At 54.5% G+C, this 12,295-nt stretch carries 11 protein-coding genes, 1 pseudogene and 1 other annotated feature; of the genes and pseudogenes, 4 read left to right on the top strand and 8 right to left on the bottom strand.

Going from position 1 to position 12,295, the window contains the following annotated elements; genetic code table 11:
* The first annotated feature begins 332 nt into the window (after nucleotides 1-332).
* Together N6G83_RS39890 and yaaA are read left to right on the top strand one after the other, a co-directional pair.
* Nucleotides 333-1,766 (top strand): alanine/glycine:cation symporter family protein, encoded by a 1,434-nt coding sequence (locus N6G83_RS39890; protein ID WP_024527217.1) that lies wholly within the window; start codon nucleotides 333-335, stop codon nucleotides 1,764-1,766.
* A 101-nt stretch (nucleotides 1,767-1,867) separates the two neighbouring features.
* Nucleotides 1,868-2,641 (top strand): peroxide stress protein YaaA, encoded by a 774-nt coding sequence (yaaA, locus tag N6G83_RS39885; RefSeq protein ID WP_211135592.1) that lies wholly within the window; start codon nucleotides 1,868-1,870, stop codon nucleotides 2,639-2,641.
* Nucleotides 2,642-2,684: 43 nt separating this feature from the next.
* Here yaaA and thrC read toward each other — a convergent pair whose 3' ends face one another.
* From thrC to N6G83_RS54840, 6 genes and pseudogenes are all read right to left on the bottom strand, one after another.
* The gene (gene thrC / locus N6G83_RS39880) at nucleotides 2,685-3,974 is read right to left on the bottom strand and encodes a threonine synthase (RefSeq protein WP_024527219.1); all 1,290 of its coding nucleotides are present in this window, start codon (nucleotides 3,972-3,974) and stop codon (nucleotides 2,685-2,687) included.
* A 3-nt stretch (nucleotides 3,975-3,977) separates the two neighbouring features.
* Nucleotides 3,978-4,907, bottom strand: a complete 930-nt coding sequence (gene thrB, locus N6G83_RS39875; RefSeq protein ID WP_021179245.1) for a homoserine kinase — start codon at nucleotides 4,905-4,907, stop codon at nucleotides 3,978-3,980.
* 1 nt (nucleotide 4,908) lies between these two features.
* Complete coding sequence (gene thrA / locus N6G83_RS39870) at nucleotides 4,909-7,368, bottom strand: bifunctional aspartate kinase/homoserine dehydrogenase I (RefSeq protein ID WP_199061234.1); 2,460 nt, start codon at nucleotides 7,366-7,368, stop codon at nucleotides 4,909-4,911.
* A 25-nt stretch (nucleotides 7,369-7,393) separates the two neighbouring features.
* Nucleotides 7,394-7,512, bottom strand: a sequence feature (Thr leader region).
* Entirely contained in the window at nucleotides 7,451-7,519 is a 69-nt protein-coding gene (gene thrL / locus N6G83_RS39865; protein ID WP_071998276.1) for a thr operon leader peptide, read from the bottom strand. (Overlaps the previous feature by 62 nt.)
* Nucleotides 7,520-7,732: 213 nt before the next feature.
* A complete protein-coding gene (locus N6G83_RS39860) occupies nucleotides 7,733-8,419 on the bottom strand; it encodes a tRNA/rRNA methyltransferase (RefSeq protein ID WP_024527221.1) in 687 nt (228 codons plus the stop codon).
* A 389-nt stretch (nucleotides 8,420-8,808) separates the two neighbouring features.
* A pseudogene (locus tag N6G83_RS54840) lies at nucleotides 8,809-8,946 on the bottom strand (hypothetical protein); the annotation flags it as partial.
* Nucleotides 8,947-9,054: 108 nt separating this feature from the next.
* On the opposite strand from N6G83_RS54840, the gene arcA reads away from it, so the two are divergent.
* Nucleotides 9,055-9,771: a two-component system response regulator ArcA gene (gene arcA / locus N6G83_RS39855; protein WP_024483588.1), complete on the top strand. Its 717-nt coding sequence runs from the start codon at nucleotides 9,055-9,057 to the stop codon at nucleotides 9,769-9,771.
* 125 nt (nucleotides 9,772-9,896) lie between these two features.
* On the opposite strand, the gene creA is transcribed toward arcA, so the two are convergent.
* A complete protein-coding gene (gene creA / locus N6G83_RS39850; protein ID WP_021179241.1) occupies nucleotides 9,897-10,376 on the bottom strand; it encodes a protein CreA in 480 nt (159 codons plus the stop codon).
* 341 nt (nucleotides 10,377-10,717) lie between these two features.
* Between creA and robA the strand changes: the two genes are divergently transcribed.
* On the top strand, nucleotides 10,718-11,587 hold the full coding sequence (gene robA, locus N6G83_RS39845; RefSeq protein WP_024527222.1) for an MDR efflux pump AcrAB transcriptional activator RobA: 870 nt from the start codon (nucleotides 10,718-10,720) through the stop codon (nucleotides 11,585-11,587).
* On the opposite strand, the gene gpmB is transcribed toward robA, so the two are convergent.
* Nucleotides 11,584-12,231, bottom strand: coding sequence for a 2,3-diphosphoglycerate-dependent phosphoglycerate mutase GpmB (gpmB, locus tag N6G83_RS39840; RefSeq protein ID WP_024527223.1), 648 nt, complete (start codon nucleotides 12,229-12,231; stop codon nucleotides 11,584-11,586). The two genes, robA and gpmB, sit on opposite strands and share 4 nt — an antisense overlap.
* Between the last annotated feature and the right edge of the window lie 64 nt (nucleotides 12,232-12,295).

The raw sequence follows: 12,295 nt of genomic DNA, 5'->3' as shown, positions 1-12,295 counted from the left end.
ACCATGCCTTGTCCTGATAATAACATGCACGTAGCCCGGCGCAAGGCAGGAAAATCACGCGCTGGCGGCGGTTGTTTTATCCTTGTGCGAGCAACCGGTTACGCACCGATAATTCGCAATTACCGAAGCTATGCCACGGCATTATCGCGCTGTCCCCCCTGAAAATTATGTTAAATTCCCGCCAACTTTTTATTCACCGCAACAATCCAGAAGAAGGCTGTAATTCCCGTCAATGGGATGATTTTAGCCAAGTTCTTGTAGAGAACTGACTCAAGTTTTCCGAACCAAGGTCGAAGAACCAGAGGTGCAGTAATCTTAACAAGGAGAAACATGTGACGGATCTGATTAACTTTATCAATAACATCCTGTGGAGTTCAGTACTGATCTATTTGCTGTTGGGTGCCGGCATCTACTTCACCTTACGTACCCGCTTTATTCAAATTCGTCACTTCAACCATATGTTTTCCGTGCTGAAGAACAGCACCAAAAGCGACGGTGCGGGTATTTCATCCTTCCAGGCACTATGCACTTCATTAGCCGCTCGTGTCGGCACCAACAACCTTACCGGCGTGGCGATAGCGCTTACGGCTGGCGGCCCCGGCGCCATCTTCTGGATGTGGGCGATCGCGTTTATCGGCATGGCGACCTCTTTCATTGAGAGTACCTTGGCACAGCTCTACAAAACCAAAGACGATAACGGCCACTACCGTGGCGGCCCGGCCTACTATATGGAAAAAGGCTTGGGTATGCGCTGGATGGGCGTGATGTTCTCCATTTTCCTGCTGATCGCATTCGGCCTGGTGTTCAATGCGGTACAGGCCAACTCCATCGCCCTGGCCAGTTCCGTGGCCTTTAACATCGACCCCATGTACGTCGGCATAGTGTTGGTGGTGCTGAGCGCCATGGTGATCTTTGGCGGTATCCGCGCCATCGCCCGCGTCGCAGAAAAAATCGTACCGTTTATGGCCTTGGCTTACCTCCTGCTGGCGCTGTGGATCATCGGCCTGAATATTGAGCATATGCCCGCCATCCTGGCGTTGATCTTCAAAAGCGCTTTTGGCGTGCAGGAAGTCGCTGCCGGTACCCTGGGCTACGGGATCTCCCAGGCCATGACTCAGGGTATACAACGCGGGCTGTTTTCTAACGAAGGCGGGATGGGATCGGCCCCCAACGTGGCCGCTTCCGCTACCCCTTATCCGCCACACCCTGCCTCGCAGGGCTATGTGCAAATGCTTGGCGCATTTGTCGATACCATCGTCATCTGTAGCGCAACGGCGGCGATAATCTTGGCCTCTGGTGCACTGGATAGTCCCCCGTCCGACATCAGCGGCATCGATCTGACCCAGCGGGCCATGGCCAGCGCCGTCGGTTCCTGGGGCGCGCCCTTTGTCGCGATCGCCGTTTTCCTGTTTGCCTTTACCTCTATTATTGCCAATTATGCCTATGCCGAGAACAACCTGATCTTCCTTAAGCACCACCATCCGACCAAGCTGACGATTTTCCGCTGCTTTGCCTTGGGGATGGTGATGTTTGGCTCTATGGCAGAATTATCCACGGTGTGGAAAATGGCGGACATCTCGATGGCGCTGATGGCGATCACCAATCTGACCGCTATCTTGTTACTGTCCGACGTGGCCTTCAAATTGGCCAAGGATTACAACTACCAGCGTTCACTTGGCAAGCTGCCCACCTTTGACATCAACCACTACCCGGAGCTGGGATCCCAACTCGAACCGGGGATCTGGAAGCCGAGCAGGCAGAGTTAATCCTCCAGGGCGTGCGTAAAGTGCGCCCTATCACAGCCATACCTCCTGGTCTTGCGCGCTTTTTGCTACAGTAGCCACATGTTGATAAACAGGATGTGACCATGCTCATTATTATTTCACCTGCCAAAACCCTCGATTATGCAAGTCCGTTAGCCACCGAACGCTTTACTCAGCCCGAATTGTTGGATCAATCGCAAAAGCTGATCAAAATCTGCCGTAAGTTGACCCCGGCACAAATTTCCGGCCTGATGAGCATCAGCGATAAGCTCGCGGGCCTGAATGCCGCACGCTTTGGCGAATGGCAGCCTGATTTCACCCCGGACAATGCTCGTCAGGCGCTGTTGGCGTTTAAAGGTGACGTTTATACCGGCTTACAGGCGCAAGACTTCAGCGAAGAGGATTTCGACTTCGCACAGCAGCATCTGCGGATGCTCTCTGGCCTGTACGGGGTGCTGCGCCCGCTGGACCTGATGATGCCTTACCGGCTGGAGATGGGGATCAGGCTGGAGAACCCGCAGGGCAAAGATCTATACAGCTTCTGGGGCGAGCGGATCACCGAAAAGCTGAATCAGGCCCTGGAGCAGCAAGGCGATGATGTGGTGGTGAATCTGGCTTCGGATGAATACTTCAAATCGGTAAAACCGGCCAAGCTGCGCGGTACGCTGATCAAGCCGGTATTCCTGGACGAGAAAAACGGCAAGTACAAAGTCATCAGCTTCTACGCCAAGAAAGCGCGCGGGCTGATGAGCCGCTTTATCATCAAGAATCGCTTGGAGCGCAGAGAACAGCTGGTTGATTTCAATCTGGAAGGGTATGCCTTCGATGAGGCGGCTTCGGCAGGTAATGAGCTGGTGTTCAAACGCCCGGAGCAGTGAGAAATCCGTTCCCTCTCTCAACAAGGAGAGGGAACGGGTTTTATCAGACTGGCAACGTCATCATGAATTGGCGCAATGCGGCAAAATCCGCCGCCATGTTATGCGACAACAGCGGCAACTGTGCGCGCACCGCCAAGGCCTGGGGTAACGGTAACTCCTGGCCGAGGATCTCTTCAACGCTTTCCTTGAACTTGGCCGGATGTGCCGTGCCCAGGAACAGACCAAACTCCCCTGCCTGCAGTTGATCGCGCAGAACGCGGTAGGCGATCGCCGCATGAGGCTCTGAAAGGTAGCCCAAGGCAGCCAACTCCTTCATGGTTTCCTTGGTGGTTTCATCGCTCACCGCACCATGGGCCAACTCCTTCAACTGCCAGATTTTACGGCGGAACAGCTCTTCCACACGCGGCCAGTTGTTAGGCTGGCTGACGTCCATCGCATTGGATAACGTCGCCACGGTGGCGTTTGGCTGCCATTCACCGGTGGTCAGGAAGCGTGGCACGGTGTCGTTAGCATTGGTGGCGGCGATAAAGCGTTTCACCGGCAGCCCCAGGGATTTCGCCAGCAGCCCGGCGGTCAAGTCGCCAAAGTTGCCGCTTGGCACGGAAATCACCAACTGATTGCGGGCTTCCTGCGGCAGTTGCGCCACGGCTTCAAAGTAGTAGCAGATTTGCGCCAGCAGGCGGCTGATATTGATCGAGTTGGCCGAGTTCAGGTGAACGGCCTCTTTCAGTTCCTGATCGTCAAACGCCTGCTTCACCAACGCCTGGCAGGCGTCAAAGTCGCCATCGATAGCGATGGTGTGGATGTTGCCACCCAACGTGCAGAACAGCTTTTCCTGAAGCGAACTGATCTTGCCCTGTGGATAGAGGATCACCACGCGCACGTTTTTCAGGCCGTAGAAGGCATGAGCAACGGCTGCGCCGGTGTCACCGGAGGTTGCAGTCAAGATGGTCACTGGCTGATCGCCCGCGACTTCCGCCAGCATCTGCGCCATAAAGCGGCCGCCGAAGTCTTTGAACGCCAGCGTCGGACCGTGGAACAGCTCCAGGCAGGCGACATCGCTCTCCACCTGTGCCACCGGGGCCGGGAACTCAAACGCGGCCTTCACCCGCTTGTACAGCGCCTCTTCGCCGATCTCGTCGCCAATAAAAGCGGACAGGATCTTGCTGCTGCGAGTGACAAAGTCCATCTCCAGCAGCTTATCAATCTCGGTCAGTTCGAATTCTGGCAGTTCCAGCGGGAAAAACAGCCCTTGCTGCTTACCCAGGCCCTGTTTGATAGCCTGCGCGAAGCTGACCTGTTCGTTATGATCTTTCAGATTGTACAGTTTCATGCGTTATCCCAATAGTCGAGCGCCAGCGGTATCCAGGCGGCAAATATGAACAAAACCTTCGTCGTTTTGCAGGTAATGGTTGGTCAGCCAATCGGCCATGCGTTGCGCCGTTGCGCCGTCATCACAGACCGCAAACAACGTCGGGCCGGAGCCGGAAATGCCGCAGGCCAAGGCACCGATATCCTGTGAGGCTTTACGCGCTTCAGCAAAGCCTGGCAACAGGCGGGTGCGATAAGGCTCGGCAATCACATCCTGCATCAGCTTGGCCGCCAGACGCGGTTGCTGAGTGTGACAAGCGTGAATAAAGCCCGCCAGATAACGGCCATGGCTGATACAGTCCTGGCGGCGGTATTGCGCGGGCAGAATGGCACGCGCCTCTGCGGTGGATACCTTGATGCCCGGATAGGCCATCACCCACAGCCAGTCTTTAAAGCCAGGCACTTCCTGGCTGATGATCCCTTCTTCTTCCAGCATCAGCTGCAAGCCGCCCAGATAGCACGGCGCAACGTTATCGTAATGCACGCTGCCGGAAATACGCCCTTCCAGTTCGCCCATCAGGGCCAGCAGTTGTGTCTCGTTGAGCGGGCGATCGCAAAATTCGTTCATCGCCATCAGACCAGCCACCACCGAGCAAGCGCTGGAGCCCAGCCCGGAACCGATCGGCATGTTCTTCTCCAGCCGCATCGCTACCGGTACTTCACGGCCAATCGCCTGGCAGAAACGCTCCCAGCACTGGTAAACAATGTTCTCTTTAGGATCGCTCGGCAGCTTGCTGACAAAACGCCCGCCATTTTCCAGGCTGAAGCGGCTGGCCGCTTCTACACTGACGCAATCCCCCAGCAGCGTGCCGTCGATAGGGGAAACCGCAGCTCCCAGCACATCGAACCCGACGCTGACGTTACCAATTGAGGCCGGTGCATACACCTTAACCATATTAGACTCCCAACTTCCATGACAGTGTGCGCAACAGATCGGCAAATACCCCGGCCGCCGTCACATCATTACCGGCACCATAACCGCGCAGCACCAGCGGTAATGGCTGATAGTAACGGCTGTAGAAGGCCAGGGCGTTCTCACCGTTCTTCACTTTATACAACGGATCGTTGCCGTCTACCGCATCAATACGTACCAGGCAGCGGCCTTCTTCGATTGCACCCACATAACGCAGCACCTTACCTTCCGCGGCAGCAGCAGCCACACGGCGGTTAAATTCGGCATCCAATTCCGGCAGGCGGGCAATAAAGTTCTCCACATCACCGCTGGCATCAAACGACGGAGGTAACACCGATTCGACTTCAATATCGCTCAGTTCGAGCGTATAGCCTGCTTCACGCGCCAGGATCAGCAGCTTGCGAGCGACATCCATCCCCGAGAGGTCATCACGCGGATCTGGCTCGGTGTAACCGAGGGCCTTGGCCTGCAAGGTGGCCTCTGACAGCGACATCCCCTCATCCAGTTTACCGAAGATAAAGGACAGTGATCCCGACAAAATACCGGTGAAACGCACCAACTCATCGCCCGCATTGAGCAGGTTCTGCAGGTTTTCGATCACCGGCAGGCCCGCACCCACGTTGGTGTCATACAGGAACTTGCGGCGAGAACCGGCTGCGGCGGTGCGCAGTTGCTGGTAATAATTCATCGACGAGGTGTTGGCCTTCTTGTTTGGCGTTACCACGTGGAAACCATCGGCCAGGAAATCGGCATACTGATCGGCCACTGCCTGGCTGGAGGTACAGTCGACAATCACCGGATTGAGCAGGTGGCACTCTTTCACCAGGCGGATCAGGCGGCCCAGATTGAAAGGCTCTTTGGCTTCGGCCAGTTCGTCCCGCCAGCTTTCCAGCGAGATACCGTGTACGTTGGTCAACATCGCCCGTGAGTTGGCAATGCCACAGATGCGCAGATCGATGTGCTTTTGCTTCAGCCAAGGCTGCTGGCGATAAACCTGCTCGATCAGCGCCCCGCCGACGCCGCCCACGCCAATCACAAACACTTCGATCACCTGATCGGTGTTGAACAGCATCTGATGGCTGACGCGCACACCGGTGGTGGCAGAATCATTATCAACCACCACGGAGATTGAACGCTCGGAAGAGCCTTGAGCGATCGCCACGATATTGATGTTGGCGCGCGCCAAAGCAGAGAAGAAGCGCGCAGAGATGCCACGCAGAGTGCGCATACCGTCTCCGACGACCGAGATGATTGCCAGGCGCTCCATCACGTCCAGCGGCTCCAGCACGCCGTCTTTCAGCTCCAGGTAGAATTCGTCCTCCAGGGCACGACGAGCGCGTTGCAGCTCGCTCTGGGGCACACAGAAGCTGATGCTGTATTCGGAAGAGGACTGGGTGATCAACACCACCGAGATCCCGGCGCGTGACATCACGGCAAACACACGAGCCGCCATGCCGACCATGCCTTTCATACCAGGGCCGGACACGTTGATCATCGCCATATTGTTCAGATTGGTGATGCCCTTTACCGGCGTATCATCAGCCACGCTTTCGCCACCGATCAGGGTGCCGGGAGCTTGTGGGTTGGCGGTGTTTTTAATCAGGCAAGGGATTTGGAACTGGGCAATCGGGGTGATGGTACGCGGGTGGAGAACTTTGGCGCCGAAGTAGGAGAGCTCCATCGCCTCGCGGTAGGACATCGACTTCAATAATCGGGCATCCGGCACGGTACGCGGATCGCAGGTATAAACCCCGTCCACATCGGTCCAGATCTCGCAACAGTCGGCACGCAGGCAAGCGGCCAGCACGGCGGCGGAATAATCGGAGCCGTTGCGCCCCAGCACGACCAGTTCGCCTTTGTCGTTACCGGCAGTAAAGCCCGCCATCAGGACGATATGGTCAGAAGGAATGGCCGCTGCAGCGATACGCAGGGTGGACTCGGCAATATCAACGGTCGACTCCAGATAGTGGCCCTGAGCCAGCAGCTTCTCTACCGGGTTAATCACCGTCACCGGGTAGCCCTTGGCTTTGAAGACGCCTTCCATGATGGCAATAGAGAGTTTTTCACCCCGGCAGATGATGGCCGCATTGACGCTATCCGGGCACTGCCCCAACAACGCCACGCCATGCAGTACCTGTTTGAGCTGCGCGAACTCCTGCTCGACCAGTGCCTTGAGGCGATCGTACTCAAAGCCAGGCAGCGCCTTGGCCAAACCGCTGAGCAGGTCGGCAAAGATGCGCTCGGCGTCGCTCATGGTTGGCAGAATATCCTGGCCGGCTACCGTTTTTTCAATCATCGCCACCAGGTGATTGGTGATCTTGGCCGGTGCGGACAATACCGTGGCTACCTGTCCCTGGCGTGCATTGTTCTCCACGATATCGGCAACGCGCAGAAAACGTTCCGCATTCGCTACCGAGGTTCCACCAAATTTAAGCACTCGCATTTCTGTTATCTCCTGAATTTATGCCGAAAAAAAAGCCCGCACTGGTTAGGTGCGGGCTTTTTTCTTCTGTTTCCTGTACGCGTCAGCCCGCCCCGTTACCTGTGGTATCGGTGGTGGTAATAATTGTCGTATTCAGGCTGATGTTTCGCATTTTGTCTGTCTGTCTCATTAGAATCTCTGTCCCCTCTATTGGTTAAAGCAATCGCCTGGCCAAGTCAAATTATTTCTTTGTTTTGCCTATTTACTGGCCATAGTGGGATCTGCGCGATGAAGCCGATAAAAAAACGGAATTGCAGAACAAAAAATCACAACAAAGCCGATTAAATAGTGAATAACACCAGACAAGCAACAGAAAACGCCTACATCACTTCGTCAGTTTTTTTTCAATATCATGCAGCAACCGGTGCAGCATGACAGTGTCGCGCTGCTGCAATACCCCGAGCCGCTGGTGTAACCAATCGCGCAATTTTTGGTCATCTGCCACGTCCAGCGCCTGTAACAGGCGATCTGCCCGTTGCCGCAACGCATTGAGCTGCCCGGCATCGGCCAGGGGTTCCTGCTGCGCGCTGACTGACATTAACTGCGCCAGTTGATAGCAATACACCATCACCGCCTGGCCGAGGTTCAACGAAGGATAATCGGCCACCATTGGGACGCCGGTCAGCAGATCGGCCAACGCCAGCTCTTCATTGGTCAGGCCCGAGTCTTCACGGCCAAACACCAGTGCAGCCTGATGCACCCATTGCTGGCGTTCCGCCAACTGCTCCGTCAGTTGCTGAGGGGTACAGTAATAATGGAAGCGTGCGCGGCTGCGAGCGGTGGTCGCAACGGTAAAGTCCACGTCTGCCAATGCCTCTTGCAGGGTAGAAAACGTCTGCACCGCATCCAGAATATCGCCAGCACCGTGGGCGACCCAGCGGGCGGCGGGCTGAAGATGGGCCTCGCTGTCGACGATGCGCAACGAGGTGAAGCCCATGGTTTTCATCGCCCGCGCTGCTGCGCCAACATTTTCCGCCCGAGCGGGCGCGACTAACACGATATGAAGCTGCATCAAGACTCCAGAAAAATAAAGAGAATAGTTCTTTGACTGTTGGGATTTGTCTGATTATATTTACAAACGATTAACATCGTAAATGACCGCTTGCTATAATATTATTAAACAGGCACTTCATCCTATAAAGCAGACGAAACATTCATAACTACAGGTTAAGTTTTAATTTTCATTAAAAACAAAGCACTGTATTTTCATCCCAAACAGTTAGCTTTCAATTGTAACGCATCGGCTCCAACAAAGCTGAATCGTTCACAGAATTTGACGATCTGTGACTTAACTTGGCAGTTCTGTAAGTGTTTTTCACAAAACTGTTAACGTGCTACAATTGAATTTGATATATGTCAACAAAGCGTAGTTTTGTTAGGTGATGAATTCGGCACACACTGTTATATTGCTGTTAATAGGGTTAGGATATGCGCCGTTTTGGCATCATTCGGGGTGGTAAAAAATAGCCCCCCCACCCAGCTAGCGATCTTGTTGACATTGATGGAAAGCGCATCAAGAACGAGTTTACGTACTGTAGTCGTTTGGTAGTTGAGGGAACGTGAGCGGTATCTCTGCCCTCCATGGAAGAACACCAAGACTGCTGTACTTCCTATTTTCTATTTTGTTGGCAATTTTAGGTAGCAAATATGCAGACCCCGCACATTCTGATTGTCGAAGACGAGTTAGTCACTCGTAACACCCTGAAGAGCATTTTCGAGGCGGAAGGCTACATTGTTCATGAAGCCAATGACGGTGCAGAAATGCACAACATCCTGTCCGAAAATGATATCAACCTGGTTATCATGGATATCAACCTGCCAGGCAAGAACGGCCTTCTGCTGGCGCGTGAACTACGCGAACAGGCCAGCGTCGCGCTGATGTTCCTGACCGGTCGTGATAATGAAGTCGATAAAATCCTCGGCCTGGAAATCGGCGCCGATGACTATATCACCAAACCGTTCAACCCACGCGAACTGACCATCCGTGCGCGCAACCTGCTGTCACGCACCATGAATCTGGGTAGCGTCGGCGAAGAGCGCAAGCTGGTTGAGAGCTACAAGTTCAACGGTTGGGAGCTGGACATCAACAGCCGCTCTCTGATCGGCCCTGCTGGCGAACAGTACAAACTGCCACGCAGCGAATTCCGCGCCATGCTTCACTTCTGTGAAAACCCGGGCAAGATCCAGTCCCGTGGTGAGTTGCTGAAGAAAATGACTGGCCGTGAGTTGAAGCCGCATGACCGTACCGTAGACGTGACCATCCGTCGTATTCGTAAGCACTTCGAATCCACGCCGGACACGCCGGAAATCATTGCCACCATTCATGGTGAAGGTTACCGCTTCTGCGGCGATCTGGAAGAATAAGCCTGTCTTAACGTCACAGGTTAAAAAGGGTTCAGCTTGCTGAACCCTTTTTTATTGAGACCAGACGCGATGCCATCTGAATGGGCTCACAACGTAGGGGGCGCTGTATACTGCGCCCGTCTGGATTACTTGGCTTCACCCCAAGGGATGATTGGCACCGCGCTCAGGGCATTTTTCGGTGAACCATCTACCACCCGATCGGAATAGCTCAGGTAGATCAGCGCATTACGATTGGCATCATAAAAACGCACTACCTGCAGCTTTTTGAACACCAAAGAGGTGCGCTTCTGGAACACCACGGTTCCTTCAGCCTTGCCCTTCTTAATCTTGTCGCTCAGCTCAATCGGGCCAACCTGCTGGCAAGAAATGGCCGCATCCGAGGTATCCTCTGCCAGCCCTAACCCCCCCTTTATCCCACCGGTTTTAGCCCGGCTGATATAACAAGTTACATTTTTAACATCAGGATCGTCGAACGCTTCAACCACAATTTTATGATCTGGACCAAACAGTTTGAACACCGTATCGACCGATCCTACCTGTTCCGCCTGCGCGCTATTAACCGTTGCGCAAACCAGACCGAACAAAAATATCCATCCTTTTTTCATTCACTTAACTCCAATAGAACAGCGTGTTAAATCACAGGGCTGCTAATAAGAACGCCGATGCTTCAGGTCATAGAAATGGGTTTTCCTCGGCCCAGGCAGCTCTTTTTAGCACAGAGAGCGAAAAAAATCTTTGGGAGTCGTGGAGGAAAAAAGTTGCTATTATGCGGCATCGTCATCGCTTAATGCCTGTTAACACCAGTTTCCCCCGCTTCCCGCAACGCATATCGCAAAAGCGCCGTATGTAATGCAACTGATTGATCAATAAGTCAGTGAGCATCAGGTATCAGCATGACAAATCAAACAGTTCGGGTTCCGAACCTGAAGCTCTACGAGGAAGATCTATGGATCAAGCCGGTATCATTCGTGATCTGCTTAGCTGGCTGGAAAGCCATTTGGACCAACCTTTGTCACTGGATAACGTGGCGGCAAAAGCGGGTTACTCTAAATGGCATCTGCAACGGATGTTTAAGGATATCACTGGGAACGCCATCGGCGCCTATATTCGGGCAAGAAGGTTGTCCAAAGCCGCCGTCGCATTACGCCTCACCAGTCGGCCTATTCTGGATATTGCTTTGCAGTATCGTTTCGACTCACAGCAGACCTTCACTCGCGCATTCAAAAAACAGTTTGCGCAAACCCCGGCGCTGTATCGCCGTTCAGAAGACTGGAACGCCTTCGGCATGTGCCCGCCAATACGTCTGGGCGCCTTTACGCTGCCACATCCAGAGTTTGTCACACTACCAGAGCTGGACCTGATCGGCCTGACGCAGAGCTACTCCTGTACGTTAGAGCAAATCTCCAACTTCCGCTCCGAGCTGCGTACCCAATTCTGGCAACAGTACCTGGGGCAGATAGAAACCCTGCCACCGGTGCTTTACGGCCTGCACCACTCGCGGCCAAGCCAGGAAAAAGACGACGAGCAGGAAGTGCTGTATACCACTGCCCTGGAGGCGCAACACGTTCCGACCAAGGTGCAGGAAGGCCAGCCGATCACGCTGCAGGGTGGTGAATATGCCATGTTCAGCTATCAGGGGCCAGCATCCGGCCTGCAGGACTTTATCCTGATACTGTACGGCACTTGCCTGCCAGCATTGGAACTGACCCGTCGCAAAGGGCACGATATTGAGCGCTTCTATCCGCAAGGTGACCGGCGTCCGCCTCAGCCACCCAGCGAGATCCGTTGCGACTATCTGATCCCGATCCGCCGTTAGCGCTGTAGCTCATCCAACGCGGGCATGTCCAGATGCGAGATATCGCCCGCGCTTTCCACAATCCAGCCTGGAGCCAACCAAGGGCTTTGCTGATAGTCGACGCGTGACAACGAGCAGTTGCGCAAACGCAGACGGCGCTCGGCATAGGCCGGTAGCCCTAAAACTGTCCCGATCAGGCACCCCAGCGCGATGCCGTGGCTGACAATCAACGGCTTGCTGCCTTGCGGCAGTTCCAGGCACGCTGTCAGCGCCGCATGCATCCGCGTGGCCAACTCCGTCATAGATTCACCTTGAGGGATACGGCCGTCAGCAGTACCATCGACCATCTGTTTACGCCACAGCTCTTCCTGCGGTGTCAGGCTGTCGATCAAACGTTCTTCCAGAACGCCCATATGCAGTTCACGCAGCCGGGCATCTACCATAACGTCGCAACCGCAAGCGTCCGCAATGATTTGCGCGGTCTGACGGGTGCGGCCCAGATCGCTGGAAATCACGTGCGTCACGCCCTCACGGCTAACGCGTTTGCCAACCAGATGAGCCTGGTGAACGCCAGTGGCGGTTAATGGGCTGTCGGATTGGCCCTGAATGCGGCGTGCTGCGTTCCATTCCGTTTCGCCGTGGCGAACGAGGTATACCTGTAACATTATGCTTTTCCGTTATACTGCGTGAAACTTGAGTTTATCTGTGGCTCGTGCCTTGCACTACGCA

The organism is Serratia sp. PL7 (assembly GCF_945957435.1).
The sequence above is the reverse complement of the archived record's forward strand: the minus strand, read 5'-3'. Positions and strand labels throughout refer to the sequence as shown.